The organism is Methylobacterium sp. BE186 (assembly GCF_031457035.1).
Lineage (GTDB): Bacteria > Pseudomonadota > Alphaproteobacteria > Rhizobiales > Beijerinckiaceae > Methylobacterium > Methylobacterium segetis.
Genome location: NZ_JAVDVV010000026.1, coordinates 51,524 through 76,115, shown reverse-complemented (window position 1 = coordinate 76,115; position 24,592 = coordinate 51,524). Strand labels below are relative to the sequence as shown.

The following is a 24,592-nucleotide window of genomic DNA, read 5'->3' as shown; positions in this document are numbered from 1 at the left end:
CCGGTGGAGAGCTTCATGCAGCTCGGCGAGCGCTCCGTGCTCTCCTACCTCACCAAGCCCCTCACCGACCAGATCGCCAAAGCCTGGAGAGAACGGTAGCTCGCCTGGGCCGTGGATGCAGGCTGAGCCGGCGGCTCCCCGCCCGGGTACAGCGCGGCTTGGCGGAGCACGCGCGGTAGGTGGCGGAACTGAAGCCCGCGCGGAAGAACCGGCGTCCGGTCGCCTTCTCCCGGTACGCGCCCCAGCTCGTGCTCTCATGGCCCTCGGGACAGCGCACGCGGGTGCGCTCCCAATCAGAATAGTCTGGAAAGCTGAGTCTCGTTACCTCGCGCCTGCCACGAGAAATGAGGCCGCACCGTGCCTCGGCTGCGAGCGCGGACTGCAGGCACCGCACGCTGGCGCTTTCCCAGCCAGTGAGCCTGGTCGGTGACTCCGTCTTAAGCCCTGCTTGTCCCTGTTCTCATGAAGCCGCTTACGGAGGCGGCTGGATCCAGAACGCTCAGCCGTCGAATGGCCGCTTTGGAGACGCCGCTCGGGTCAGCTGGATGGCAGGAATGGGCGCAAAGCGGAAGGTCTGCTTCAAGCAATGGGGGAAGTTTCCGCTTGTGACGCGTCGTTTCAATTCCGAAGAACCGTCCGCACCGAGCTGCCGGCGAATCAATCCTCAACCGCGACGACCGCGTGGTGCTGATGGTGTGCTGAGGAAGTGGCGAAGCGCATAGATCGCTGCGCTCAGGCTCCATGGTCGTCCGTCGCCCATCGCGGCCCGGAGAAGTTCGAGACGGATGTTGACGCCGAGCATCGAGCGACCACGCGTAAGATCCTCAGCATGGCGCTCGACGAGCGCTTCAGGATCCAAACCGACAGCGGCGCCAATTTCGTCGTCGCGTGCACCATATGCGGCCAGCGCAAGAACGCATCGTCTCTGACGACCCAATTCACTGTTCGGCAAAGATTCGATTTGGTCCTGCAGAATGAAGGCCGGCTTGGGCGCCACGAGCGGTCGCCGTTTCCGTCCGGCTCCAGGTCGACGACCACCATGCGAGTTAGCCATTGAGCTGCCTTCTTGATTTCGAAAATTTCCGGCTCAGGAAAAATTCTGTGCGACTGAGACCCAGTGCGGTTCGGGCCCTGAATTCCTCAGACTTTTCCTACCCCCGGGGTGCCTGAGCAATTCCAAGGTCATTGATCTGTTCGCCGCCGCGTGATGGCGTCGGCACAGGGCTTCTTGAGGCTGGTGCCCCACCGGCGTGCAGAACACCGATCTTATGTTGCGGCCTTCGCCTTGGCACCGCGCGCACCACGGGTGTGCTTCGCGGAATATTGCATCGGAAAGGCGCTTCTTCTCCTGCCGGCGGCGCATCGACATGGTCTGCCGAGACATGTCTGTTCGCTTAGGAGTTGCGAGATTGGGGCTAAGCTGAATGGCGAAGCACAGAACGACGAACCCCTTAGGAGCAGTGGACACTGCGCTGGCCAGATCAGCCGGCCTGATCAGCGCGATGAACGAATTTATTTGGACGAGGTTGGCGACCTCATTCTGAGGATAGACCAGAAGGGTCCACCCGAACGACTCGACCGCAGAGTTTCACGATCAGAGTCGGCACTGCACCAAAGGCGTCATGCGCTCGACGCCGATCTGGAGAACTCGCGGGCGGTCCTCGGTGCCCTCCAGCGCCCTAGCGAAGCCCGAGATGGCTCATTTGACGTGCCCACCCCGCCTGAATGCTCGGTGCGGGCTGGTGGCACGCTTACTGCGGCGTTCCACGATCAGGGCTGGTCTGGATGAGGGCTCAGGAGCTTCGGGAATGGAGTCGGTAGCCAAAAGCAGAGCCGCGGCTTGCTCGATCTCCGAAGTGGCCGGAGGCATCACCGTGCCGACCTGCCGGAACACCGCAAATTCGCCCCCAGTCCGCGCTGCAAGAATCTCTGCTTGCGCCTCTGCCTCCTCGAGGCTGCCATGCTCGTAAGGATATCTCCCAATCAACGTCAGGCGCCGGCCCTTCCTGGCGCGCCGGAGGATGAAATAGCCACCCCCAATCGTCTGCGGCGGCCTGTCGGTTCTCGGCGCGGATGACGGAGTCGGATTGGCATCGGTCATGTAAATTTCTCCGAATTGAAAGGTGGGGCAGCGCCGCTTAGCGCACGACCCGAGGTTCGGCAGAGTGGCCGGTGATCTGGAGCGGCTGGCCTTCGGAAGATCCTGTAGCTGCCGGTCAGCGGCGGCAGTTCACATCGCACTGGAGCAGAGCGTGATAGGGGGAGGGGCCGCGGGCGTGCCTCCCGGCGCGCGTCGAAACTCAAAGGCGGAATCATCTTGGCCGTCCTCACAGTGCTTTCGACATGGCTCTTTCCTCTCCTCGGAAGCGCGAGGTCGCACAGCCACCGGCGGCAGCTGATCTCTTGATGCTGTTGGATGACCTGAGCCGAGAAGTCTCTGCGCTCAGGGACCTGGTATATTAGATGTGTCCGCCCTAAAGGACCGTCAGAAAGCCGAAGGGGGCCTTCACAGTCCGCGGAGAGGGACCGTTCTAGGAATGGATGGCTCGATCGGTCCGCCCTGGAGGACCGACTGTCCGCCCTGAGGGACCGAGCGTCCCACGGCGCGGACCGTGAAATCTTTTCCGGGTACCCAGCTCATGAAGCGCTTGGTGGCCAAATCGCCTGAAAGGTCGCAGCCGTACTCGGTCAAACGCCACTCTGTGGCCCGGCCATCCTTGCGGCTATTGAAAGCTCCTCGGATCACCACTTCAATGAATCCGAGCGCCTGCAATTCCTGAAAGGATTTCGCGGCGCTGGTCTTGCTGATTTTGAGGTTCTCGGCCGCCTGTCGCACGGATAGGATGATGCGGCCGTTGTTCATGCCCCTGTATTTCTGCTTGAGCAGGACGTAGAGCGCGCGGGCATCGGTGCTGAGATGCCGCCAAGCAACAGACTCAGTCAGCCACTCATATAAGCGGACGTGCTGAGGCTCCTTCTTGGAATTGCCCTTTGAATCCGCCTTTCTCACGCGACACCCCCCTGGTGGATCAGGAGTCGCCAGAGATGAGCGCGGATAGCCCCCTCGTATGACGCTACCTCAGAGCGGATCAGAGGCTCAGCGACGCCCTTTTTGCGAAGGCCATCTTCAAGCCGCCGAAGCTGTTCACGCAGGTGCCCCTCAGCGTGGCTGGCTGGCACGGTAATCATGTAACCAGCCGTCTTCCGGATCTGCGGGAACCGTCGAGCGAAACGAAAGGGAATTACGACGGCGCTCATGTCCTCGCTGCTCCTTGAGCCTTGAGCATATTAGAAAAATTCTGGTTAAGTGCATGAAGAACGGCACTCACTCCTTTTTGAAAATAAAGCTCACGGATTTCATCCACGAGCGACGGTTTTTCAATCGGAATTTCTTTCTGCTGAACTAGCTCGAATTCTACACATTCCAAAAGCTCCTCCGCTGCTTCTGAATATTTTTCAGGTATAAGAGGTCCAGACGCGTCGATTATATTAAATAGTTGCTGCATATGCGGCGGAAGGTCATCCGTTACAACCAAAGCGTATCTGCAGATTTCCGACAAGAATCGTTCCCTTCCGAAGAATTCCACAGTTGGCTCAGGGTCATAATCGCGCTTGCCATTCTCATCTACCAACAAACCCCAGGTCCTTTGCTCCTCATTCAGACGCCTCCATTGGAGATATGCAACAGACGCAAGGTTAAATGCTTCGCGAATGTCTGCGGTCATACTGTACGCTCCTGCTCTTTGATCCATGCAATGATGGTGCTGCGGCGAGCACAGATGGTGCTGCCGAACTTGAAGGCTGGAAGACCAAGCTTGTCCGCCGCATGATAGACTCGCCGTTTATTGGTCTCCGTCGCCTCGCCAAACATGAAGCGAGCGATCGCATCTGCACCAGTCATCAGGTCTTCTGAAAGTGGCAAGCCGCTCTCATCCGCGCCAAGATAGCGCGCCTCAGAATTTGTCATTTTTGATTTCCTTAATTTACGATGACAGAGCTTTACCAACCGAGGCGAGCGTCCGCCCAGTTATTATCGTCTCGTCTAATCTATCTGGTTGAATGCCCTCTGTATCTATCAGGTGCGGCTCAAAATCGGCAACCACAATCGGCTCGGGATCTTCAAGCGTACCGTAATATATTGCTATTTTGCACAATAGACTCGGCCTAACAAAGCTTATTGACGCCGATACACTAGAGTCATGCGCGACATTCCCAAATTCATCCGGCATATACGATCTAATCATAGCCTCAATTGCAGGGCCACATTGCGCCCCACGCCGAAATGCCTGAGATAACCAGTCGTCGCCGCCACGAATCTCGTCCCAGTCTTCGATATTTTCCGGCAGTGCGAGATCTCTAGTAAGCAAAAGTCGGCGGAAATCATTGACTGTGCTGACAGAATATTTCGGACCCGGAGATGCGTTTACGCCGATTAGAAGATTAGCAGCATCTTGCACCGACATCTGCGCTCCACCTCTACCTCTTCCTCCCTGTGAAATCAGTCCGGCTTCGCGCAGGTATCGCGCGACCCAGCCAACCTGTGATTCTTCCAGGCCCTCAATCTCAGCGATTGCTTTCACGAGGGTACTAAGGACTGCCATCGCCAACCACACCCTTATATGAGCGTCACTCCGATTCGAGGTCAATCGCTTTTTTGAGTGGCGCTCCGAAATTCTGTGATACCGTTCGCCTCGGTCCTTTGCGAGGGCCCGCAGCGAAAAAGGTTACCAATGGCTACGATTCGAAAACGACTATTGCCGAGCGGCAAGGCTGTTTGGCTGGCTTCCTATACCGATGGGGGAGGGCAGCGACGGTTCCGCCAATTTCCGACACGGAAGGAGGCAGATGCCTTTCTGACGCACGCAAAGAGCCAAGTGGCTGCGGGCGTGCACACGCCCGATAGCTTGTCACCGACAATCGCCGAAGCAGCAGATATCTGGTTGAAGCGGTGTGAGCGGGACAGGCTTGAGCGGACAACAATCGAGCAGTATCGGGGGCACATTGAACTGCACATCACTCCCCGAATTGGCGCCGTGAAGCTTTCTCGGCTGACGGCGCCTCTGGTGAACGAGTTCGTGGATCAACTCCTTGTTGCCGGTCGATCGCGCGAGCTCTGCCGGCGCGTGCTCATCAGCCTCTCGTCTATCGTGACCGAGGCGCAGCGGCGCGGGCTAGTGACCGTCAACAACGTGCGTAGCGCAAAGCCCGTGAAACGATCCAGCCGGGAGGACACGCGGCCGGCGATGCCGACCAAGGCAGAGCTCAAAGCACTCATCGACGCCACGCCTGAGCGGTCGCGGCCGATGCTCCTTACGCTGCTCTTCGCCGGCCTTAGGGGCTCAGAGATGCGCGGCCTCTTGTGGGAGGACGTGGACCTGAAGCGTGGCGTCCTTCATATCCGGCGTCGAGTGGACCGGTTCAATTCCTTCGGACCGCCGAAGTCCAAGGCAGGCATAAGAGATATCCCGCTGCCGCCAACGCTGCTCCATGAATTGAAGGCTTGGAGGTTGGCTTGCCCAATTGGCCCACTCGGCCTCGTCTTCCCGACCACGACAGGCACCATCCAGGGCCACGCCAACATCCTGCATCGGTTCTTCTGGCCGCTTCAGGTCAAGGCTGGCATCACGGTGCTGAAGGATAGCAAGGACGGGCAGGGGAGGGCCACTAAGGTGTCCGCAGCGAAGTATGGCCTCCATGCGTTACGACATGCCGCCGCTGCGCTATGGATTGAGCAGGGCCTCAACCCGAAGCGAATTCAGGCCTTGATGGGACACGCTTCGATCCAGCAGACCATGGATCGGTACGGCTATCTGTTCGAGGCGCGAGAGGACGAAGCCGCGATGCTAGCCGGCGTTGAGGCCGGGCTGCTCAGCTGAGCCGCCGCAACACCACTGCAACACGCCACCCACAAGTCGTTGGTAGGCCAACTGATTTTTTGGACTTTTAATCTGTAGGTCCTGGGTTCGAGTCCCAGCGCGCTCACCAATTTAATTGGTTTGATCAGTATTTTGCAGAAATCCGCCTAGATGCCGAAACCGGGGCTCTGTCCACGTGTTGAGGATCAGCGTCGATACTGGCCGCTCGGCAGGGTTCTGCGCCCTTCGTTCGAACATCCTCGCAACAAGCGTCCGAGGCCGCCGCGCCAACACCTCAATCTGGCGGAGGCGACGAGAACCGTTCGCATATTCTGCAAACGAGGGGCGTGGACCGTTCGGTGAAATCAGAGGGATGGGCCGGGCTTTGGAAACCGCGGAGGCGCGCCATGCCGGCGTGACAGGCCACCGGGAACACGTGAAATTTCTGCCCGCCGGCCTGTCGCCGTAGAGCGTGTCGTTCGAGGGGAACACCCACTCGCAGGAGCAGGAGAAGCCGTTGCCGTCGATCAACGCGATGGCGCGGCTCATCGTACGAGGCCCGCACGCGCGATGTTCCAGCGGATCGCGACGCGCACCACGCCCCAGATCTCGGCCTCCCCGAGGTCCTCGACGGCGAAGCCGGCAGGGCCGGATTGTCGAAGGAGAGCCGGGCCACGTTCCCGTCGATGACGAGGCGCTTGATCGACATCTCGCCGTCGATTGCGGCCACGACGACGCTGTTGTGGCCGGACTCGAGGCTGCGGGCGACGACGGCGAGATCGCGGTCAAGGTGCCGGCGCCTCGCATCGAAGTGCCCGAGATGTTTCAGGCGAAGGTAGCGGGGGGATTCGGCGCGAGCCAGCGCGGTAGATCGAGAGCACCCTCCTGAAAGTCATCGGCCGGGGAGGGGAAACCCGCGCAGGCTCTGGCCGAGGATGGGGACCCGGACGTTATCCCGCTCGCCATCGCTGCGACCGCTCGCGGGATGGACGCCCATCCCGCTCCCCGTATAAGAACATACGAGGAACAAAGAGGATGGAAGCTTCCGGTTCAATGCGGAGTTCGCGCGGCTGATCGGGCCTGTGCACGCCTGTGGACGGCGGCGAGAAAGATCAGACGACGCAGAGGGTTATGAGCTCTGCAGGATGTTGAAAGAGGCCGACCGAGCATGGCGATGGAGACGACCGGCGTAGTGCAGACGTTCGTGCGGAAGCGTCTGACGCCAAGCGACTGCGAGGTGACGGGGATCGAGAGCGGGGCTCTGAAGAAGGCCGAGGTCATGGCCGGTTCCCCGGCACGGCGGCGCTCAGGATCGTGGCCGATGACGAGACGGGGAATCGGAGGGCGCGATCATCCTCGCGCAATTCGGCGAGGTGCCGGAGGATTGTGCAGAGAGCCTGCCGGTCGGCCGAGCCCGGGAAGAAGGAAGGACGCTAAGCATGGCCATCAAGCAGAAATCCGCCGCAGAGACCAAGGCTCAGGATCTAGGCTTGGCGCTCGCTCGGATCGCGGAGAGTGAGGGCATTCCTGCCAACATCGGCGTTGACCAACTCCGACGCGCCAGCCCGCGGCTGACGCCGCTCGCGGTCGGGCAGATGGTCCGCAAGCACCTCGACATCGTCGAGGCGGTGCTGGCGGAGCGCGGGCTGACGCTGGTCGAGTACGCCGATCAGGGGCCAGGGCGCGGTATGGAGTTCGTCATTGCCGAGGCAGCTTGAGACGGCCTGCAGCGGCCGGCGCATCGAAAGCTACCCGCCTGGAGCGGCAGCTGGTGGTGGAAGGCGCAGCGCTTGGCCGAACGAGCGCCTGAGTGACCGTTCCGAAACGTCCTCTGCCAGTGCCAGCCCGCCTAGTGCTGGAGACACTGACCGACGAGTTCCTGGCTCCAGGCGCGATCGCTATGCGTGCTGGGCTGCCGACGCGGATCTCGCCGTCGTGCTGGCGCCACCCGAGGGCAGCACCGATTGGGCGTTGGGCGCGTAACTCTCGCTGGGCGCATGATGGAAGGCTGAGCTGGCAGCGATCGCCGGCCGGCCCCTCAGCTTCGGTGCTATCACGCCGGGCGATGTCATGGACCGAGAGATCCGGTCGACCGGCGACCGGCTCTGGGCGCGTCGCCCAGACACAACTCGGCCCGCCCACGCAGAGAGCGAAGGATGACGGGCAGGCTCGGATGGGGCGCCCTGCCGATCGCCCACACCTGCGGATGCCACGACGTCCCGAAACGAAAAGCCCCGCGAGCCAGGGGGGCCTGCGGGGCGAGTCGTGTCCTTGGGCTAGCAGCGGCTCTGCCAACAAACCGAGGGAGGTTTGCGCCGGCGAAGCCGCGCTGAGAGAGTCTCTCAGCCCAGCTACTCTGGCACTGCGAGGCGGCCTGAAAATTCGCACAGTTGAAACGTGGCAAGAGAAAGCCCCGCGAGCCATGGGCTGCGAGGCGAAGGTTCGTCCCACCGCACAATTGGCCCCGCCGGTGGGAAGCGGGGGTGACCTGAGCCGACGGGGCCATGTCGGGCGTCGAAGCCCGGCACCCTCTGGTGGGTCGCAATTCGCCGCCTTCGCAAAACTGAAGTGCGAGGCGCACGAAGGGAGCCGGTGCGACACCGCAAGCAACAGGGCGAGGGGAACACGGCAACTGATGGCTTCTTGATTTTCTGCAGAACAAGATCCGGAGGAAGCATGAGCCCGTCAGACACGCCCGATCCATCCGGCACGCCGAAACCATCTGGGGGCGGGGGCCTCGGCAACATTGATGATGTGCAGGGCCATCCTGGAAAGGGCAATCCGCCCGGTCCATCCACCAAGCCGCCCGGCGAGGAGCCTGCTCAGCCCGGCAGCGATCCGACGCGCACACCCCAATCGCCGACCGAGCCAGGGCCTGAAGCAGAGGCGGAACGGCAGCCGACCTGACCTCCGCTCACTCAGGGCCGCCGCAAAGAAGATCCCGCCCGGCTTAGCCGAGCGGGGCGCTGTCGTGGGCCGGTTCGTGACGCGAGCTTACTGGCCTCCGCCCGAACCACCACCGCCGCCGGCTGAGTTGGAGCGCGGCTTGTTGTTCTCCTCGGCGTTTCCGGAGGCGGCCGACGAGCTCTCGGGCGGCCGACCCTGAGCGAGGACGGGACCGGCGCAGACCAGCGCCAGCGTGGTCAGGATTGCGAGCTTCCTCATGTTCCCTCCGTGCCCAGCCTGCTGGGCTTGTGAACGACAACGGAGGGTTGCCTAAAGAGTTGCTCAGCGTATCCGGCCCGTCGATGCAAAGAAGCCCGACGCGGCAGACCCGACGGCCTCGAAGAGCTTCAGGCAGAGGTTGAGGGTGGATCAGACGCCCGGTCGCGTGGCGAGGCATCATGGCCATCCATCCGTTCCGCGCGCTCCTCGCGGTCGCACGGGTAGGAGCAGGACGCCGTCGGCCGACCTTGGACCTGAGCCCGCGCGCCCTCATGGATCGGATCCGTGGGATCATCGTGCGTTTGCGGCAGCGCAATGCCCCTTCAGCACCTGCTGCCGGGCAGTGTCAGCGATTTGGCGAGCGCCTGATCTGGTCCACATTCTCAGTCGAAAGATCTGTGTAGATGCGCCGGCTGTATTCGGGTGGCGGAATCCGTCTGTAGGAGGCGACCCGGGCCACATCGAAGCTGGTCTCTCCGAAGGTGGAGGGTGGGACGTTTCGCTCCATATCGTTCTTGATCGTCTCTGGGTACGGCTTCATCTTCGGACCGCACCCCTCGCAAATCGAAACCAGCCACGACTGCCAAAGGCCGTTGGTTCGCTCTTGCACCGATTCGGATCGTGCACGGCGCGCCGAAGCGAGCTGAACAGTATCAAGATCGCTCTGCTGCTTGATGGGCGTGCTCGCAGGCAATTCGCGGAGCATCTCCTGTCTGTTTGGAGGGGTTTCAGTCATCGCAGGCTGTGCGCCGACAGTAGGCGACGCGCACAGGGGCACTAAGCTTACGAGTACCAGTAAGCGCATGTGAATCTCCTGTTCGGAGAACAACAACGCACTTCGCCGGCGGTTCGTGTGCTCAACCGTACCGCACCTTGTAGCCCATAAAAAATACCCGCCCGGATGAACCGGGCGGGCCTCTGTCGCACAATTTATTCCGCGGCCGCCGGTTCGGCTGCCTTGCGTCGTCTGCCTGGCTTGGCAGGCGTTTTTTTCGCCTCCTTCCGGACATCACGGCCCTTCGAAACCGCGACAGAGGGAGCTGGCTCGGACAGCTTCGCTGCCGTAGCAGCGGCCGTGCTCACGGGCTTGCTGCGCTGCAACCCGAGCCCGAGACTCTTGGCGAGAGAGGACCGTGCCTCTGAGTAGGATGTTGTCACCATCGGGTAGTCCCGCGGCAACCCCCACTTCTCCCGGTAGCTCTCCGGTGTCAGTCCCCGAGTCGCCAAGTGGCGACGCAGCGTCTTGTAGGGCTTGCCATCCTCAAAGCTGATCAGAGCGTCGGGCGTGATCGACTTGCGGATCTGGGCCGTCGTTGCCTTCACTTCCGGCTCGCTCGGTGCGGCGGTCTGGCTCAGGCCGGACACGGCAGCATGCACATTCGCGATCAGGCTGGGTAGATCCGCAACGGAAGCGCGGTTGTTCGACACATAGGCCGAGACGATGTCGACGGTGAGTTCGATGTGGTTGGTGGTGGCGTCTTCCTCGATGTCCGCCATGGCGAGCTCCTCATGATTTCTCACCTCCACATCTGCAACTTTTCGCCTCGCTGACAATCCGATCTCGCGGAAGAACGACTGTTTTCCCGCACGAACCTGATCGATCAGTGTCATTTTACATAAAAGTCTCGCGTCAATCTTTCTGCCATCACCTGTCCACCAGCGAGGAGCTTCGCATCCCGGGGAGCGGTCAGAGTTCACCTGCCGTCCGTGGCCTTCCGAACGCGGAGGCCCGGCGTCCCGCTTGCCCGGCACGGGCTGTTGAAACCGCTGCGGGGGGCCGCCGACACCCTGGCAGCGCTAAGCTCGACGTACCGTGCTCTGCATCCTGTGCCTCAGCGAGGTGCAGCCTTTCCGTCATACCGGTTCGTCCACTCGGCGATGATGCGCTCGCGGTTCTCGGCCATCCAGAGGAGGCTGACCTTCGCCATGCGCGCCTCAGCATGAGACAACGCGATGGCTGCGGGGATCTGCACGCGGGGGTGGGCCACGATGGAGTAGCTCTGCGCGTAGATCCTGTTGGCCTCGCGGGTGGCCGCCCAGTCGGCGATGCGCCTGGCAAGCGCCGGTTGCGACGTGCCCTTGATGATCCCGAAGGTCTCCAAGTCCCATCCGACGCGGTCGAGGGGCACGATCGCCTCGATGGGCGCGCCGCGCGCCTTCTCGGCGGCCGCCCGCATGTCGAGCCCGAGGCCGACCAGATGTTGGCCGCGGGCGACCTCGAGACAGGGTGCCGATCCCGTGTGCAGGTAGACGGCGACGTTCTCATGCAGGGCGTCCATGAACGCCCAGCCGGCCGCTTCGCCCATGCTCTGCAGCCAACCCGCCACGAGGCCGTAGCCCGTGCCGGATGAACCTGGATGCGCCATCACGAGCCGGCCCTTGAAGCTGGCATCGGTGAGATCACGCCATAGCATCGGACCCGAGATGCGGTCGCGCTTCGCTTGCTCGACGTTCATGCAGATGACGGGGAAGTACACGTCCATGCCCGTGAAGCTGTAGGGCTCGGTCGGGTCGAGGAAGGAGGATCTGAGGTGCTCCACGCCCTCGGGCCTGTAGGGATCGAGAAGGCCGGCCTGCTTGAGCACGAGCATGCTGGAGGCCGACAACCCGACGATCATGTCGGCCATCGGATGGTCGCGCTCGGACAGGACACGCTCGGTGATGACGCCGGTCGAGGCACGCACCCACTCGATCTCCGCGCCCGGCAAAAGCTGTGCGACGGCTTCTGCAGTGGCGGCCACCTGCTCCTTCTGGCTCGCGGTGTAGATCGTCAGTCTCGGCCGGTCTGCCGCGTGCGCCGAGTTGGCGAACGTCAGGCAGAGGATGACCCAGACTGCGAAAAATGCGCTCCGATGACTCACGGCCAGTAACGCGGCTCTCAAGGCAGAGCTTCGATTGGATGGCCGCTGGCGTCGAAATTCAAGTCAGCAACCGGAGTTTGTGCTGCGGCGCATGCAGGGCGCAGGAAGCTGCGGCAGGGCTCGCATGCTCGGCCGCTCAGGACGTGAGGGGCGCGGTGGCGCGCCCAGTGATGCTGCCGGTCCGGTGGAAGTCGATCCGCTCCGGCAAATCCAGCATGTCGAGCGCGCGCTGGATGAAGCAGGGCATCCCGGCGTCAGAGCTGACGCAACCGCTCGATCCGGGCGCGCAGGCCCTCGTCGCGGTCGAGGCCGGCGAACTCGTCCTGGACACGGCAACCGCGTTCCCGCACGGGTAGGCCGGCGCCCTTGCGCCTCGTCCCGCGCCGCGCCGCTCAGGGCTCCACGCGGGCGCCACTCACATTTATGTGAACCAATGCCGGGCAGCCCCAGTTGGCCTCGATACGGCTCCGTGTACCTTCGCCAGCAAACCTCAGGGAGCGGCCGATGCCGAAAATCCGCGTGAAGGCTCAAGCCTCCGGGACGCATACCGTGTTTCTCGGCACCAGCCCGGTCATGAGCGGCCTGGCTCTCGATGATGCCGAGAACTTCGCGACTTTCCTGAAGGCCTCCGCGCGTTATCACACCCCGCAGGATCGAACCCGGTCCGTAGGCGCCTGAGGATCGGCGGCGCGAGCGAGTCGAGGTCGGACTTCAGGCAGGTCATCCTGCCCGTCGGTTCCAGCACATCGCGAGAGCTGTCCGGTAGACAAGCCCGATCAGCTCAGCCTGCCGATGCGTGCCCGTCTTCGCCAACGCACGGGTGAGGTGAGTGTGCGCGGTATTCGTGGAGATGCCGAGGCTCCGGGATGCCGCCTTGAGATCCGCCCCCTGTGCGAGCGCAACGGTGAGGGCTGCCTCCTGTCGGGTCAGCTGCAGCGAGCGTTGAACCGCCTCGACGGGTAGCTCGGCTCGCCGCTCGGGATCCGTCACGAACATGACAGACGAGAAGCGCGCCTCGCCGGACTCGAAGCTGGTCGGTCTCAAAGGCGCAACGAAGGCCGTCAGCGGACGCTTGCCCGAAGGACGCGAGAGAGGCAGCGCGCCTCCGCCATCGAAGCCGGTCCCGGGGCCGAGGCTGGCCGCTTCGGCAACCAAGCGCCGCAGGCGGGCCGTGTCGATCGGACTGGCGCACCCCAAGCCGTCCGCTCTCAAGACGAGACCATCCGCTTCCCGGATGATCTCGTCAGCGACGCGGTTCATGCGCAGCACAGCGCCACGCCCGTCGAACAGGACCACTCCGGCCGTGAGTTGATCCAGAGCTTCGCTCGAGACGGCGCCATCGCGCCGAACTTCCGCGAAGCGCAGATAGATCTTCGCGGCACGCTGAAGGTGGGCGGTCAAACAAACCAGCAGGCGCAGCTCGTCACCCGCAAACGGCTCGTCGCGATCCCGTCGCAGCATACTGAAAGCCGCGTTGTGCTCGGCACCCCGCAGCAGCACGACGCCGACGTCGTGCAGCAAGCCCTGCGGCCGGTAGACATCGTTGTACAGGTCCGACCGGATGAACGATGCGGTCTCCCACTGCTCGCAACCCAGAACGGGAACCGCGAGCGGCGACTGCAGGAGCGCGGCGACGCGTCTGTTCTTTCCCGGCATATTGTACCGGCTGAGATACACGTCGAGATAATGAGGATCGTCGCGTCCGCTGGTGACGTGCCGGAAGCACCCGCGCCCGTCGAGGGCCGCCATCATGATGACGGGATCGTTGAAGAGGCGGCCCATGCGCTCCAGCGCCGATCGCCACAGCTCCGGCTCGAGCGCCGCGTCGTAGAATCCTCCGATGACGCGATGGATCTCCTCGTGATCGACCGTCATGGGGCCAGGCTCCGGACGATTCGTCAGCCTGGACAGTTGAGACACATCCTGATCGACCTGAACACAACCTGAGATGGTGGGTTCGAAACTGCACTTCGATGATCCCCGAGAGCGGGACATGCTCCGATGAGGGCAAGCGCGCAGGCTCGCCCCGCGCGCTTGTCGAACGGCATCGTCTGGCCGTGAGCGGGGTGTGAGGGGCTCTCAGATATTGGCAGCCTGGCCCTGTGTGCCGCCGTCGTTGGGGCAATGCGGATGACCGCCGGTTTTCGGGGTCGCGTCGCTGGCGAACGCGATGGTATCCGTGCCTGGACCCACGAGCCCCAGGATCGCCCGCGTCCGCCAAGCGGTTGAGTGATCCGCGCACGCCGTGTCGCCGGACAAGCCCAGCCCGCCGATGGCCGTCGAGCCGCTGTAGAGGGCCAGACCTCCGCCGAATGTGATCGTACCGCCGACGCGGGCACCGACGAGCGGATCCCGTTCCGTACCGAAGGCGGCGTAGTCGCCCTGATACGCGCGCTGGCTGTCGAGCGCGTTACCGAAGTGCAGGCCGAAGAGCGGGTTGCCTCCGCTCGGGCTCGGCTGCGCGAAGCCGTAGAGCTGTGCCGTCGACAGCGGTCCCTTCGGCATGTTCAGGCTGAGGCTGTTGGCCGTGAATGCTTTGGCGGCGGCGATCTGCCGGCTGGCGAGCCACTGAGACTCGATCGAGGGGCCGGAATACGCCACGGCGCAGATCTTTCCCGAGCGGTTCACGACCACGGCCCAGTAGTGATTGTCGAGGCCCGAGATGTCGTCCTGTGCAGCCTTCGTCACAGCGCTTTTGAGCTGCGCGTAAGTGACAAGGCATCCGGACTTCACATCGCGATCCTCAGCCTGAGCGGGCGTCTCTGCCCAGATCAGCGCCAGCAGCGATGAGCCGAGCATGAAAGTTTTACGGATGCTGTTCATCATGACACCTCCATGTGCACCGGTATGCGTCCTGCGGTTCCCTCTCACTCCAGTGAAGCGAATTGGAAATCGGCCTCCACGTCTAGGTTGTCATAGAGGGCGGTAAGGTTCAGCCCATGTTGAGCGGCCCGATACTGGCCGAGCATCAGGGTTGCTGCGAAAAGTCCGCCGATGAGGACGAACAGGATTGGGGGGCCGTCGTTCTGCATGAGAGTCACTCCGTAGAGTTGCCTGGGCAGGTTAGGCAGACCGCGGGGCGGCCGACGTCACCCGAACAGGTGACGCGCTTGTATGCAGGCTTCCCGGCTCGCGGGCCCAGGCGGCGACCGAAGCCGGGCTTCCGGTGGGCGGACGCAAAGTCGGTTGCGGGACGCGGAGAACGAACAGCTGTCCACGTCCGCGCGAGGGTGATGTGATCGGCGACGGCTCTCCCGCTGCAGCGCCAAGGTATCGGCCATGCCCCTCCGCAATCGCGTCACCGAGTTGCTCGGCATCGAACACCCGATCCTGCTCGCGCCGATGGACGGTGTGTCCGGGGGCAGGCTTGCGGCAGCGGTCAGCCGCGCGGGAGGCCTTGGGCTCCTGGGCGGCGGTTACGGCGACGAGACCTGGCTGCGGAGCGAGAGGCTCCTGGCGGGCAATGCCAGGATCGGCTGCGGCTTCATCACCTGGAGCTTGGCCCGGAATCCGCACGTGCTCCGAACGGCCCTCGATCATCGGCCCGCCGCCATCATGCTGTCTTTCGGCGATCCCCGTCCGTTCGCACCCGCGATCCGAGAGGCTGGAGCCAAGCTGATCTGTCAGGTCCAGTCCTTGGGGCAGGCACAGGAGGCGGTCGAGGCCGGCGCCGACATCCTTGTCGTGCAGGGAACCGAAGCAGGCGGACACGGCCAATCGCGCCCGCTCATGCCCTTGCTCCTCGAAACGGTCGACGCGTGGCCCGGCACGCCGATCCTGGCGGCCGGCGGGATCGCGGACGGGCGAGGCTTGGCGGCGGCCCTCATGCTCGGAGCCGAGGGCGTGCTGGTGGGGACCCGGTTCTACGCCTCACAGGAAGCCGACGGGCACCCGGAGGCCAAGCGGCGCATCGTGGATGCGACGGGCGAGGACACGGTGCGCTCCATCGTGTTCGACCTCTCGCGCCGGAACGTCTGGCCGGCCCCGTATACGGGTCGGGTCCTGCGCAACCGGCACTCCGAGCGCTGGCTCGGGCGAGAGGCGGAGTTGATGCAGAATGTCGAGGAGGTCGCCCGAGCCTATGCCGAGGCCCGCGGACGAGGCGATTTCGATATTGCGGCCGTGATCGCGGGGCAGGCGTGCGGTCTCATTCACGACCTGCCGCCCGCCGGACAGATCGTGGAGCGGATCATCGCGCAGGCGCGCGCTCTCCTCGGCGAGCGCGCGCCTTCCGCACCGGACGACGAGGCGCCGGCCAGCGAAGCGGCAAAGTGAGCCGCGGCGCCTTCGGTTTCGTCCCGAGGTGGCGTTTGCCAGGGCGATTCCGACGGGCGGGACCGCCTTCCGTCGCGGCCGTCCCGGAAGGCTCCGCGTCCTCGCGTTCGGGAAGCGACCGACCTGCCTCAGCGGAGACGGGTTCGGGCTTGCGAGCGGTCACGCGGCCAGCCTGAGCCCGATGATCCCCAGAACCGTCACCGCGACGAACAGCAAGCGCGGCGCGTCCGCAGGTTCCCCGAACCAGAGGATCCCGGCGCCGACGCTGCCCACCGCGCCGATCCCCGTCCAGACGGCGTAGGCCGTGCCGACGGGCAGCACCTGCAGAGCCTTCGTCAGCAGCGAGACGAAGGCGGCCAGCAACAGCAGCGATACTATCGCCCAGACCGGCTCCCGGAAGCCGTCCGCCTTCTTCGTCGCGAGCGCCCAGGCCACGTCGATCACGCCCGAGGCGACGAGCAGCGTCCATCCCCAAGAGGTGCTCACGACGCGGCCCGCAGGAAGCCGGGGGCCAGCGCACGCAACCGCGTGGCCGCCCTCTCCACCGCCGCGTCCGCGCCCGGGCCGATGGTCGGCCCGACCGGCACGATCGCGAGGTCGCTCAGCCCGACGAAGCCGAGCGCCGCCCGGAGATAGGGCGTGGCGAGGTCCGGTCGGCCGCGGCTCTCGCCCGTCGCGTAATCTCCCGCGCTGGTCAGGATGGCGAGCGCCGGACGCGGCCGCAGCAGCGGTCGGTAGCCGGTCGCTGGGTCGAACGCGAAGGACAGGCCGGGTTGGGTGATCAGGTCGATCCAGTGCTTGAGCCGGTAGGGGATCGAGAGGTTCCACATCGGGGTCGAGAGGAGGATGTGCTCGGCTCGGTCGACTCGCGTGACCAGCCTCTCGATCTCCGCCCAGGCTGCCGCCTCGCGGCCCTCGTGCGGGCGGCCGGAGAGCCGGGCGTATTTGGCCGCAAGCGCCGCGCCGTCGAAGGATGGCAGGTCAGCCTGCCAGAGGTCGAGGTGATCGACGGTCAGCGACGGCACGCCTGCCCGCAGCGCGGCGATGAAACCGCGCGCCACGTGCGTCGAGCGCGAGGCGTCGCCGCGGGGCGAGGCCTCGACGTGAAGGAGCGAGGTCATGGGCGCGACACCTCCTGATACGGATTGCGGCCCGCGCATCGCCGCCCTGTCGGCCGATCGCGCGGGGCTTCGCGGGCCCCGAGCCACGACCTATCCTGTGCAGGAGAGGCACGGGAGGCCGTGTTCCTGCCCGCCGGGACTGCACGAATGCACAGGGGAGATTGGGACGACCTGCGCTTCGTCCTCGCCGTGGCGCGGGCGGGATCGCTTGCCGGCGCCGCCCGGACGCTGGGCGTCAACCACACCACCGTGCTGCGCCGCCTCGGGGCCTACGAGGCCCGCATCGGTGCACGCCTGTTCGAGCGCCTGCCCTCGGGCTACGTCCCGACCGCCGCGGGCGAGGCGATGGTGGGCGAGCTTGCCGGCATCGACGCGGCCATCCACGACGCGGAGCGTCGCGCAGCCGGTCAGGATCGGCGGATTACCGGGACGGTCCGGCTCTCGACCACCGACACGCTGATGGCGTCCGTCCTGCCGGATGCCCTCGCGCGGGTGCGGGCGATGCATCCGGGCATCCTGTTGGAGGTCTCGACGGCCAACGCGTTCGCGGTCCTGACGCGGCGCGAGGCGGACGTCGCCGTCAGGCCGACGGCGTCGCCGCCGGAGACCCTGGTGGGCCGCCGCATCGCCGGTCTCGGGCACGCCGTCTACGCTGCCCCCTCGTACCTTGCCGTCCGTGCGGCCGATGGCACGCTGAGCGAGCACGCCTGGCTCGGACCGGACGCATCCCTCCGCGAGACGGTCGCGGCCCGATGGCTGCGGACGAACCTGCGCGGGGTCGCGCCCGTGACGCAGGCCGATTCCTTCGTCGCCCTCCGGGATCTGGCGGTCGCGGGCCTCGGCGTCGCGCTCCTGCCCTGCTATCTCGGCGATCCGTCGCCCGGCCTCGTCCGCCTGCCGCGAACGGCGGCGCTGGATCTCGGCTCGGCGCTGTGGGTGCTGACGCACGAGGATCTGCGGCGGGTCGCGCGCATCGATGCCGTGGTGACGGCGCTGACGGCGACGTTGACGGAAGCGCGGGCTGCGTTCGAAGGATGAGGGCAGGGCGGGGGTCCGGCCCCGACGCCGGGATCGGTCCGACGGGCCCGCTCGCGGCCGGGCAGGCTGCGGGAGCCTTATCCGCGCTCGCCCCAGCGGAGACTGCTCAAGGAAACCCGATCCGTCTCGCCATCAGCGACTCGGATCGCCCCTGGAGCACCACCTCCTGCAGGGACGGGGCCTCCACCTTCGCGGCCGCATAGACCGCCTCCGACACGAGCGCGATGCAACCGAGTGCTTTGGTCATGCTCTCCAGGCGTGCCGCGACGTTCACGGTGTCGCCCAGTGCGGTGAAGCGCGCATCCGCGTGGTCTCCCATTTCGCCCACGATCGCCATGCCCGCATGCAGGCCGATGCCGTAGCGCAGCGTCTGGCCGAGGTCGGCGGCCAGGAGCCGGTTCAGCCCGGCAACATGCTCCCCGATCAGATCGACGCCCCGCAGGGCCTGCCGCGCCCCCGTCTCGGGGACGGTCTGCAAGCCGAACAACGCAAGCATCCCGTCGCCCAGCATCTGGTTGACCGATCCGCCCGCCTCCCGCACCGCGTCGCCGACGGCGCCGAGGAAGCGGTTGATGATGAACACGGTGTCGTAGGGCAGGCGCTCTTCCGCCAGGCGCGTCGAGCCCCGCAGGTCGACGAACATGGCGACGATGAAGCGCTCCTCGCCCGATTGCGCCGGTTCCGCGCTTCGCGCCGGCGGCTGCCGCGGCGGGAACAAGGGCGTCACCGCAAGATCGCGGGTCGGGCTCAGCTGGCAGGCCAGCCGAATGCCGGGCGTCGCCCCGATGCGGTCGAGGACGGCCTGTTCGGCCTTGGAGGGGCGGGGCAGACTGCGCCCGTCATCGCCGTCGAACACCCTGACCCGGCAGGTCGAGCAGCGCCCGCGCCCGCCGCAGACGCTGGCATGCGGGATGTTGTGACGCCGGCTCGCTTCCAGAACGCTCGTGCCCCGCGGCACCCTGACGACGCGCGCATCGGGGTAACTGATGCGGATCCGTCCATGCCGCACCTCCGTGAGCGTCCGCAGGCCGCGTGCCGCGACGACGAGCGCGGTCGCGAGAGCGTAGCCCGCCAGCAAGGCGTCGCGGATCGTCCTGAGCCGCGCCACCTGCTCCGGTTCACCCAGATGGATCGGCTTGAGTGCCTCCGCCCGCCAAGCCGGGTCCTGTGCCAGCGCCGCGACGGTGCGGCCGCCCTGGACGAAGCCGAGCAGGGCCAGGACCGGCACGAGCACGGCCCCGGCGAGCAGCCAGGGGCTGGCCGCCGAGAAGCCGGGCTTCAAGCGGAGCCAGAAGAACAGCCCGAGGCATCCATGGACCCAGGCGAAGACGAGGAGCGCGGCCTGCGTCGCCGCGCTCCGGAGCGAGGCGACCCAGAAGGCGTAGAGTTCCTGCGCGTAGCCCTTCTCGAGCCCTTCGATCTCGAAGGCGAGCCGCGTCGCGACGATGTGGTTGATGAGAAGGAAGGGAACCGCCAATCCCAGGACGAGCTGAACGATCTCGGTGCCTCGCCACTGGAAGAAGCGGCGTTCGTAGAGCGCGTAGAGGCCGAGCAGGAGGTGTGCGGTCAGCGCGGCGTAGAGCAGGAAAAGTCCGAACGGGTTCAGCCAGACCGCCGCGGCGACGTTCAAGCCGGCGTCCATCGCGGCGAGCGAGACGTTGCCCAGCGCATGGTTGAGCAGATGCGTGAGCACGTAGCCGAACAGGATGAGCCCGGTGCCGAGACGCACGTGGCGCAACGTCAGGCGTCGCACGGCCGATGCCGGGGTGAGCCGGCCGACGCTGATCGCCGACCCGGCGAGGGAGTGTCGCATAGCAGCCTGATGGCCTTGAGTTTCGACGGCCACGCTATAGCACGCCCCGCCGGCCCGAATTTCCGCCCTGCCGGAGCTGCGGCGACGCCTCCCCACAGCCGAGCCGATGACGGTTCTCAGTGGGGCGAGCGTTCGACGAAATCGTCCTGAAATTCCTTGAGTTCGACGGCGTTGAGATCGGATATCGCCCAGAACGCGAGCCCGGCCTGCTGCCAGCCCAGGATGTTGAAGCCCTCCCTGGCCGAGGCCGTCGGCCGCGATCCCTCGGACGGCCACAGGAACAGATTGATGACGTGCTTGCGCCGCCTGTAGATCAGCGCGACCACGACCCGGTTCTCGATGTAGTCGAGGCGGCCGCCGACGAGGGTGAAGCCCCGGTCGTCGAGATCGACGACGGGCGGCGAGAAGTCGGTCTTGCCGGAGAACCACGGCTTCACCGTGTGCTGGTCGGAGGTCCGGACGTCCGTCAGGTGGTCCGCCAGGAGGGAGCGGACGTGGCCGGAGACCAGCTGGCTCGCCAGATCCGGCGCTTCGCCGGGGCGTGTCACCAGGACGGCGAGCGCGAGGCTCGCGGCGAGAGCGAGGCCCGCCGGCAGGGCCCGCCATCGGGTCGCGCTGTCGCGCAGGCGCGACACCCACCCGATCGGGGCGCGCGTCCACGCCGCCGCGACCTCGCCGTCGCTCGACGTGCGACCGGCCTCCTCGGCGAGGCTTGCGAGGATCCGCGCGCGCAGCGTGGCGGGCGCGCGCCAGACGACACCGTCACGGGCGAGGAGGTCGCGCACCGCACGCAGGCGGTCGAGTTCGGCCGCGCAGGCGGGACAATGCGCGACATGGGTCTCGCAGCGCAGGCTGTTGGCCGCGTCGAGCTCCCCGTCGAGGAGGGCGTTGAGCGAGGCGGCATCCTCGCCGCAGGGCCGCGCGTGATCGCTCGTCATGGCCTCGCCGCCTCGTCCTGGCGCCGCCAGGCAGCACCGATCATCTGCCGCGCCCTGGCCAGGCGCGACATCACCGTGCCGATGGGCGTCGCGGTGATCTCGGCGATCTGCCGATAGGACAAGTCGTCGAACTCGCGCATCACGAGGACCTCGCGGAAGGCTTCCGGCAGCGCCTCGATCAGCCGGCGGACCAGCCTCGCCTCGCTGTCGCGCAGGAGCGCGGCCTCCGGAGTGGCCTGAAGGGGATCCGGGACTTCGAGGGCCTCGGCCTCCGCTTCGTCCTCCGCCTGCGGAGGCGGAAGCGGTTCCGAGAGCGCCCGGGTTCTGGCCCGCTCGCTCGCCCAGCTTCGTGCGCAATTGCGCACGATCGCGAGCAGCCAAGCCCGCGGGTCGCCACCCCGAAACCCGTCGAAGGCCCGGAAGGCGCGCAGGAAGGCGTCCTGCACGATGTCGTCGGCGGCATCCGCGTCCCGGGTCAGGAAGCGGGCGAGATTGTAGGCGGCGTCGAGATGCGGGAGCACGATCTCGTGGAACGAGGCCCCGGATTTCGGCGGGGGCGCCTGGGCGACAAGCGTCGGGTGCCCCCCTCGCCGTTCCGTTCGGGCGGCAGGGCGCAGCAGCCCCGTCTGGACCGAGGCCGCGAGCACCGAGCCGATCGTCGCCGCGAGATCGGCGGCTGCCGCCTCGATCCAGGCCCGCAGGGTTGATTCGGGCACCACCGGCCGCAGCGACGTTCCGGCAATGATGAGCCTGCCCGTCATGTGGCTTCTCCCGCGCTCGCTCTCGCCTCTCGCGCTCCTCGGCCGGATCAGTCCGTCGGGCCCTTGACCACGACCGTCCCGGTCATGTGCGGGTGCAGGGAACAGAAGTAGGCGTACTCACCCGGCACTTGGAAGGTGACGGTGAAGCGATCGTCCGTATCGAGCGTCTTCGAACGGAAGAACTTGTTCTGCGCCACGACCGTGTGGGGGATGTCGTCGCCGTTGATCCAGGTCACGCGCGTTCCCGGGGCGACGGTCAGCGTCTGGGGGCCGAAGGTGAAGTTGTCGATGCGGATGACGACCGGATCGGTGCTGGCCCGGTCCGCCGCGGCCATGCTCGGCTGCGCCGCGAGGGTAAGGGCGAGGATCTGCAGGGCGATGGCGGCAATGATCCGCCCGGCCGGGTGGCAAGGTAATGCGCGAGGCGTCGGCATGGCACGCTCCTGATCGGTGAGGGGAAGCCGGCTCATCCGGAGAGCGGCGTGTCGATGATCGCCAGGGGCTCGCTGCCGCGCACGAGGCTGACGCTCGTGATGCCGAGCACCCCGCGCAGTTCGCCGGCCGGCACCTTCATCGGTCCCGGCGAGGGCGCCGTGCCGGGCGCCGGCTGGGGGAAGGCCGTCGAGCGGGACGTGTGGAAGGCGACGTTGCCCTCCACCTTCTGGATGATCTGGTGGATGTGCCCGTTGAGGACCGTGACCGAGCCGAACCGCTTGAGGGTGGCGAGCACCCGCGCCCCGTCCTGCGTGCCCCAGCCCCATTCGGGATAGACGGTCCAGAGGGGAATGTGGGCGAAGACGACGACGGGCGTGCTTGAGGCGAGCCCGGCCACGTCACGCTCCAGCCAGTCGAGTTGGTCGGCCCCGAGATTGCCGAGGCCGCCGGCCTTCAGGTCGACGACGTTGACGAGGCCGATGAAGTGGACGCCTTGCCGGTCGAAGCTGTACCAGCCGGCCCCACGCGACCCCTTGCCGTAGCGGTCGAGGTAAGACCGTCCACGCTCGTCGTCGAGCAGGTCGTGCTCGCCGGGCACGAAGAACAGGGGCAGGCCGGTCTCGCGGAGGATCTGGTCGGCATCGTCGAATTCGCGATCCTTCGAGAGATGGCTGATGTCGCCGGTGTGGATGATGAAGGCAGGCTTCTCCGGCAGCTGCCGGATCCGGGCCACCGCCTCCCGCAGCGTGCCCAGGGCGTCCGGATTGGCGGGCTTGTTGAAGCCCACATGGCTGTCGCTGATCTGCAGGAAGGTGAAGGGCGCCGCGGGCTTGTCGGCGGCCAGCGCCCGGGTCAGTCCGACCGCGCTCGGCAGACCGCCCTCGAGCGACCAGAGCAGGCCGGTGCCCGCCCAGATCATGCATTCGAGCGCCCCGCGGCGGCTCGTCCTCCCCGGCTCGTCCGGGCTCTCGTGATCCAGCATCGCTTCGGCTCCGCAGGCACGGGACGTCGATGTCCCTGCGGATCCTGATCATGGGCGGGCACCGATTATTCCCGGGCTCATGAGATTTGCCACAGGGGCGGCGGATCGATCTCCTCCCCCGACACCCATCCGCACCGCGTCCGGGCTCTGCGGCGGCGGGAATAAACCGGCCGCAGGGGCGGTCTGGCTGGTTGGAGAGGCCCTGAGCCTCCCGATCCATGCCAGCAGCGCCGAAGCGTCGAGACGCGCTTCAGGCGGCCGACGGGTCCGCAGGCCGGGCTCGCCAGCCGGATGGCGTTCGGCTGGCCGCGCGTCAGGAGAACGCCATGCACGCGAACCGATCCACGCCTGCCCGGAGCACGCTGTCCGTGATGACGGCCGCGATGCTGCTCCTGCCCGCGGCCTCAGCCCCCGTCACGGCTGCGCCGCGGTCCCTGCAACGCGCCGGCGCCGTCACGAGAGACGCCGCACCCGGCCTGTCCGGCCCGAGGTGGACGGGCAGCCTCCAGGCGGCGGGCGAGCCCGCCCGCTCGGCGCGCCCCCTGAGGAGCAGCACGCTCGGCAATGCCGAATTCCCGGAGCGTGACCCCATCGCACAGAACCTGGGCAGCACGGCGGGTGGCGGGTCCAACTGAGGGGACCGATACCTGACCCGAAACCCGCGCAGCCTCGATAGGCGTTCGGCCCCGGACCGCGCGGCCCCGGACCGTGCGGTCTCGTGGCTCGCGGTCCGAACCGATAGGCGCCGCGCTCTCGGCATCGAGCCTGCGGACGTCGCGGCAGCCCGGGGGCTCGGGTCCCGGACGCACCCGGATCTGTGATCGGCCTCACAGACCCCTCAGCCTCCCTCGGGCATCTCGCCGCCCCTGGCACTTCGCCGCCCCTGGTAGGGAGATCACACGATGCTCACGGCAATCCTGCGCACGTTTCACCTCTGGCGCGAGCGGCGAAGAGCGGATCAGGAGCTTGCCGCCCTCGATGATCGCCTGCTCGAAGACATCGGCCTCAGCCGGCATGACGTGCCTCGAGATCGCGATCGCTTCTGGTCGTGAGGCGTCGCCCTGTGGCGATCCGTTCCGCCGGAACCGGGCATCCCTCGCTCCGAAGGGGCGCCGCGGCCCGCCTCGCCGATCGTCGGGGTCGCGGTACCGGACGGCTGCCGGGCCTGGCCGCTCCTCGCCACCGGGAGGATGCGGTGCTCGACGCTCCGTGACCGGGCGAGCGCAGGCGAGGCCAGCGGGCGATCCGGGCTGAGGCTCCCCCCGAAGGATGGCCCCCGTACGCTCGATGGCCGGGCGCCCGCGGCCATGCTCTTATCCCGCCGTCGCCCCTTCGACGAGGATCCGGG

28 protein-coding genes and 2 pseudogenes are annotated in these 24,592 nt (G+C 66.1%); 8 read left to right on the top strand and 22 right to left on the bottom strand.

The features are described from left to right. Positions 1-109 precede the first annotated feature (109 nt). The 8 genes and pseudogenes from J2X36_RS21615 to J2X36_RS21580 all read right to left on the bottom strand — a co-directional run. Positions 110-362: pseudogene (locus J2X36_RS21615) on the bottom strand (transposase); the annotation flags it as partial. A gap of 302 nt (positions 363-664) precedes the next feature. After that, entirely contained in the window at positions 665-997 is a 333-nt protein-coding gene (locus tag J2X36_RS21610; RefSeq protein WP_310353638.1) for a hypothetical protein, read from the bottom strand. Between the two features lie 702 nt (positions 998-1,699). Next, positions 1,700-2,101 (bottom strand): hypothetical protein, encoded by a 402-nt coding sequence (locus tag J2X36_RS21605; RefSeq protein ID WP_310353636.1) that lies wholly within the window; start codon positions 2,099-2,101, stop codon positions 1,700-1,702. Positions 2,102-2,506: 405 nt separating this feature from the next. Then, positions 2,507-3,010 (bottom strand): hypothetical protein, encoded by a 504-nt coding sequence (locus tag J2X36_RS21600; RefSeq protein WP_310353634.1) that lies wholly within the window; start codon positions 3,008-3,010, stop codon positions 2,507-2,509. Next, positions 3,007-3,258 carry a DUF6074 family protein gene (locus tag J2X36_RS21595; protein WP_310353633.1) on the bottom strand — a complete coding sequence of 84 codons (252 nt, stop codon included), beginning with the start codon at positions 3,256-3,258 and terminating at the stop codon, positions 3,007-3,009. The genes J2X36_RS21600 and J2X36_RS21595 overlap by 4 nt, the downstream gene beginning before the upstream one ends. Continuing rightward, positions 3,255-3,725 (bottom strand): hypothetical protein, encoded by a 471-nt coding sequence (locus tag J2X36_RS21590; RefSeq protein WP_310353630.1) that lies wholly within the window; start codon positions 3,723-3,725, stop codon positions 3,255-3,257. The genes J2X36_RS21595 and J2X36_RS21590 overlap by 4 nt, the downstream gene beginning before the upstream one ends. Then, positions 3,722-3,967, bottom strand: coding sequence for a DNA-binding protein (locus J2X36_RS21585; protein ID WP_310353628.1), 246 nt, complete (start codon positions 3,965-3,967; stop codon positions 3,722-3,724). Before J2X36_RS21585 ends, J2X36_RS21590 begins: the two co-directional genes overlap by 4 nt. 16 nt (positions 3,968-3,983) lie before the next feature. Further along, the gene (locus tag J2X36_RS21580; RefSeq protein ID WP_310353626.1) at positions 3,984-4,463 is read right to left on the bottom strand and encodes a hypothetical protein; all 480 of its coding nucleotides are present in this window, start codon (positions 4,461-4,463) and stop codon (positions 3,984-3,986) included. Between the two features lie 267 nt (positions 4,464-4,730). Between J2X36_RS21580 and J2X36_RS21575 the strand changes: the two genes are divergently transcribed. Further along, positions 4,731-5,876, top strand: coding sequence for a tyrosine-type recombinase/integrase (locus J2X36_RS21575; protein WP_310353623.1), 1,146 nt, complete (start codon positions 4,731-4,733; stop codon positions 5,874-5,876). Positions 5,877-6,400: 524 nt separating this feature from the next. Here J2X36_RS21575 and J2X36_RS21570 read toward each other — a convergent pair. Then, a pseudogene (locus J2X36_RS21570) lies at positions 6,401-6,852 on the bottom strand (LexA family protein). 442 nt (positions 6,853-7,294) lie between these two features. Between J2X36_RS21570 and J2X36_RS21560 the strand changes: the two are divergent. Next, positions 7,295-7,573 carry an adenylosuccinate synthase gene (locus tag J2X36_RS21560; RefSeq protein WP_132254442.1) on the top strand — a complete coding sequence of 93 codons (279 nt, stop codon included), beginning with the start codon at positions 7,295-7,297 and terminating at the stop codon, positions 7,571-7,573. A 1,276-nt stretch (positions 7,574-8,849) separates the two neighbouring features. Here the strand turns inward: J2X36_RS21560 and J2X36_RS21555 are convergent. The 3 genes from J2X36_RS21555 to J2X36_RS21545 all read right to left on the bottom strand — a co-directional run bounded on the left by J2X36_RS21555 (position 8,850) and on the right by J2X36_RS21545 (position 11,881). Next, complete coding sequence (locus J2X36_RS21555; RefSeq protein ID WP_165937864.1) at positions 8,850-9,020, bottom strand: hypothetical protein; 171 nt, start codon at positions 9,018-9,020, stop codon at positions 8,850-8,852. A 930-nt stretch (positions 9,021-9,950) separates the two neighbouring features. Next, positions 9,951-10,631 (bottom strand): MucR family transcriptional regulator, encoded by a 681-nt coding sequence (locus tag J2X36_RS21550; protein WP_310353621.1) that lies wholly within the window; start codon positions 10,629-10,631, stop codon positions 9,951-9,953. Between the two features lie 221 nt (positions 10,632-10,852). Continuing rightward, positions 10,853-11,881: an ABC transporter substrate-binding protein gene (locus J2X36_RS21545; protein WP_405029837.1), complete on the bottom strand. Its 1,029-nt coding sequence runs from the start codon at positions 11,879-11,881 to the stop codon at positions 10,853-10,855. A gap of 155 nt (positions 11,882-12,036) precedes the next feature. On the opposite strand from J2X36_RS21545, the gene J2X36_RS21540 reads away from it, so the two are divergent. Both J2X36_RS21540 and J2X36_RS21535 read left to right on the top strand, forming a co-directional pair. Then, positions 12,037-12,237, top strand: a complete 201-nt coding sequence (locus tag J2X36_RS21540; RefSeq protein WP_310353617.1) for a hypothetical protein — start codon at positions 12,037-12,039, stop codon at positions 12,235-12,237. Positions 12,238-12,385: 148 nt separating this feature from the next. Then, entirely contained in the window at positions 12,386-12,559 is a 174-nt protein-coding gene (locus J2X36_RS21535) for a hypothetical protein (protein WP_310353614.1), read from the top strand. A 42-nt stretch (positions 12,560-12,601) separates the two neighbouring features. On the opposite strand, the gene J2X36_RS21530 is transcribed toward J2X36_RS21535, so the two are convergent. From J2X36_RS21530 to J2X36_RS21520, 3 genes are all read right to left on the bottom strand, one after another. Then, on the bottom strand, positions 12,602-13,756 hold the full coding sequence (locus J2X36_RS21530) for a LuxR C-terminal-related transcriptional regulator (RefSeq protein WP_310353611.1): 1,155 nt from the start codon (positions 13,754-13,756) through the stop codon (positions 12,602-12,604). Positions 13,757-13,960: 204 nt separating this feature from the next. Then, positions 13,961-14,707, bottom strand: a complete 747-nt coding sequence (locus tag J2X36_RS21525; RefSeq protein WP_245516575.1) for a heme-binding protein — start codon at positions 14,705-14,707, stop codon at positions 13,961-13,963. 41 nt (positions 14,708-14,748) lie between these two features. Further along, positions 14,749-14,913, bottom strand: a complete 165-nt coding sequence (locus tag J2X36_RS21520) for a hypothetical protein (protein ID WP_310353605.1) — start codon at positions 14,911-14,913, stop codon at positions 14,749-14,751. Between the two features lie 247 nt (positions 14,914-15,160). On the opposite strand from J2X36_RS21520, the gene J2X36_RS21515 reads away from it, so the two are divergent. Continuing rightward, positions 15,161-16,156, top strand: coding sequence for a nitronate monooxygenase (locus J2X36_RS21515; protein WP_310353604.1), 996 nt, complete (start codon positions 15,161-15,163; stop codon positions 16,154-16,156). Positions 16,157-16,315: 159 nt separating this feature from the next. Here the strand turns inward: J2X36_RS21515 and J2X36_RS21510 are convergent, their stop codons facing one another. Both J2X36_RS21510 and J2X36_RS21505 read right to left on the bottom strand, forming a co-directional pair. Continuing rightward, entirely contained in the window at positions 16,316-16,642 is a 327-nt protein-coding gene (locus J2X36_RS21510) for a multidrug efflux SMR transporter (protein ID WP_310353600.1), read from the bottom strand. After that, on the bottom strand, positions 16,639-17,277 hold the full coding sequence (locus J2X36_RS21505; RefSeq protein ID WP_310353597.1) for an NAD(P)H-dependent oxidoreductase: 639 nt from the start codon (positions 17,275-17,277) through the stop codon (positions 16,639-16,641). Before J2X36_RS21505 ends, J2X36_RS21510 begins: the two co-directional genes overlap by 4 nt. Before the next feature lie 147 nt (positions 17,278-17,424). Between J2X36_RS21505 and J2X36_RS21500 the strand changes: the two genes are divergently transcribed. After that, entirely contained in the window at positions 17,425-18,315 is an 891-nt protein-coding gene (locus J2X36_RS21500; protein WP_310353595.1) for a LysR family transcriptional regulator, read from the top strand. Between the two features lie 106 nt (positions 18,316-18,421). On the opposite strand, the gene J2X36_RS21495 is transcribed toward J2X36_RS21500, so the two are convergent. From J2X36_RS21495 to J2X36_RS21475, 5 genes are all read right to left on the bottom strand, one after another. Further along, a complete protein-coding gene (locus J2X36_RS21495) occupies positions 18,422-20,128 on the bottom strand; it encodes an adenylate/guanylate cyclase domain-containing protein (protein WP_310353591.1) in 1,707 nt (568 codons plus the stop codon). A 116-nt stretch (positions 20,129-20,244) separates the two neighbouring features. Continuing rightward, a complete protein-coding gene (locus J2X36_RS21490) occupies positions 20,245-21,066 on the bottom strand; it encodes a zf-HC2 domain-containing protein (RefSeq protein WP_310353587.1) in 822 nt (273 codons plus the stop codon). Continuing rightward, entirely contained in the window at positions 21,063-21,827 is a 765-nt protein-coding gene (locus J2X36_RS21485; protein WP_310353585.1) for a sigma-70 family RNA polymerase sigma factor, read from the bottom strand. The genes J2X36_RS21490 and J2X36_RS21485 overlap by 4 nt, the downstream gene beginning before the upstream one ends. A gap of 47 nt (positions 21,828-21,874) precedes the next feature. Next, the gene (locus tag J2X36_RS21480) at positions 21,875-22,261 is read right to left on the bottom strand and encodes a cupredoxin family copper-binding protein (protein WP_310353583.1); all 387 of its coding nucleotides are present in this window, start codon (positions 22,259-22,261) and stop codon (positions 21,875-21,877) included. Between the two features lie 32 nt (positions 22,262-22,293). Further along, positions 22,294-23,244, bottom strand: a complete 951-nt coding sequence (locus J2X36_RS21475) for a metallophosphoesterase (RefSeq protein WP_310353581.1) — start codon at positions 23,242-23,244, stop codon at positions 22,294-22,296. A gap of 326 nt (positions 23,245-23,570) precedes the next feature. On the opposite strand from J2X36_RS21475, the gene J2X36_RS21470 reads away from it, so the two are divergent. Next, the gene (locus J2X36_RS21470; protein WP_310353580.1) at positions 23,571-23,879 is read left to right on the top strand and encodes a hypothetical protein; all 309 of its coding nucleotides are present in this window, start codon (positions 23,571-23,573) and stop codon (positions 23,877-23,879) included. A 267-nt stretch (positions 23,880-24,146) separates the two neighbouring features. Beyond that, positions 24,147-24,296 (top strand): DUF1127 domain-containing protein, encoded by a 150-nt coding sequence (locus J2X36_RS21465; protein ID WP_132254437.1) that lies wholly within the window; start codon positions 24,147-24,149, stop codon positions 24,294-24,296. The last annotated feature ends 296 nt before the right edge of the window (positions 24,297-24,592 follow it).

What these genes read in the sequence shown, in the direction of transcription:
- J2X36_RS21605 (WP_310353636.1), bottom strand. Translation starts at nt 2,101, where the DNA reads ATGACCGATGCCAATCCGACTCCGTCATCCGCGCCGAGAACCGACAGG.
- J2X36_RS21595 (WP_310353633.1), bottom strand. Translation starts at nt 3,258, where the DNA reads ATGAGCGCCGTCGTAATTCCCTTTCGTTTCGCTCGACGGTTCCCGCAG.
- J2X36_RS21590 (WP_310353630.1), bottom strand. Translation starts at nt 3,725, where the DNA reads ATGACCGCAGACATTCGCGAAGCATTTAACCTTGCGTCTGTTGCATAT.
- J2X36_RS21585 (WP_310353628.1), bottom strand. Translation starts at nt 3,967, where the DNA reads ATGACAAATTCTGAGGCGCGCTATCTTGGCGCGGATGAGAGCGGCTTG.
- J2X36_RS21580 (WP_310353626.1), bottom strand. Translation starts at nt 4,463, where the DNA reads ATGTCGGTGCAAGATGCTGCTAATCTTCTAATCGGCGTAAACGCATCT.
- J2X36_RS21575 (WP_310353623.1), top strand. Translation starts at nt 4,731, where the DNA reads ATGGCTACGATTCGAAAACGACTATTGCCGAGCGGCAAGGCTGTTTGG.
- J2X36_RS21560 (WP_132254442.1), top strand. Translation starts at nt 7,295, where the DNA reads ATGGCCATCAAGCAGAAATCCGCCGCAGAGACCAAGGCTCAGGATCTA.
- J2X36_RS21555 (WP_165937864.1), bottom strand. Translation starts at nt 9,020, where the DNA reads ATGAGGAAGCTCGCAATCCTGACCACGCTGGCGCTGGTCTGCGCCGGT.
- J2X36_RS21550 (WP_310353621.1), bottom strand. Translation starts at nt 10,631, where the DNA reads ATGACACTGATCGATCAGGTTCGTGCGGGAAAACAGTCGTTCTTCCGC.
- J2X36_RS21535 (WP_310353614.1), top strand. Translation starts at nt 12,386, where the DNA reads ATGCCGAAAATCCGCGTGAAGGCTCAAGCCTCCGGGACGCATACCGTG.
- J2X36_RS21530 (WP_310353611.1), bottom strand. Translation starts at nt 13,756, where the DNA reads ATGACGGTCGATCACGAGGAGATCCATCGCGTCATCGGAGGATTCTAC.
- J2X36_RS21525 (WP_245516575.1), bottom strand. Translation starts at nt 14,707, where the DNA reads ATGATGAACAGCATCCGTAAAACTTTCATGCTCGGCTCATCGCTGCTG.
- J2X36_RS21520 (WP_310353605.1), bottom strand. Translation starts at nt 14,913, where the DNA reads ATGCAGAACGACGGCCCCCCAATCCTGTTCGTCCTCATCGGCGGACTT.
- J2X36_RS21515 (WP_310353604.1), top strand. Translation starts at nt 15,161, where the DNA reads ATGCCCCTCCGCAATCGCGTCACCGAGTTGCTCGGCATCGAACACCCG.
- J2X36_RS21505 (WP_310353597.1), bottom strand. Translation starts at nt 17,277, where the DNA reads ATGACCTCGCTCCTTCACGTCGAGGCCTCGCCCCGCGGCGACGCCTCG.
- J2X36_RS21500 (WP_310353595.1), top strand. Translation starts at nt 17,425, where the DNA reads ATGCACAGGGGAGATTGGGACGACCTGCGCTTCGTCCTCGCCGTGGCG.
- J2X36_RS21495 (WP_310353591.1), bottom strand. Translation starts at nt 20,128, where the DNA reads ATGCGACACTCCCTCGCCGGGTCGGCGATCAGCGTCGGCCGGCTCACC.
- J2X36_RS21490 (WP_310353587.1), bottom strand. Translation starts at nt 21,066, where the DNA reads ATGACGAGCGATCACGCGCGGCCCTGCGGCGAGGATGCCGCCTCGCTC.
- J2X36_RS21485 (WP_310353585.1), bottom strand. Translation starts at nt 21,827, where the DNA reads ATGACGGGCAGGCTCATCATTGCCGGAACGTCGCTGCGGCCGGTGGTG.
- J2X36_RS21480 (WP_310353583.1), bottom strand. Translation starts at nt 22,261, where the DNA reads ATGCCGACGCCTCGCGCATTACCTTGCCACCCGGCCGGGCGGATCATT.
- J2X36_RS21475 (WP_310353581.1), bottom strand. Translation starts at nt 23,244, where the DNA reads ATGCTGGATCACGAGAGCCCGGACGAGCCGGGGAGGACGAGCCGCCGC.
- J2X36_RS21470 (WP_310353580.1), top strand. Translation starts at nt 23,571, where the DNA reads ATGCACGCGAACCGATCCACGCCTGCCCGGAGCACGCTGTCCGTGATG.
- J2X36_RS21465 (WP_132254437.1), top strand. Translation starts at nt 24,147, where the DNA reads ATGCTCACGGCAATCCTGCGCACGTTTCACCTCTGGCGCGAGCGGCGA.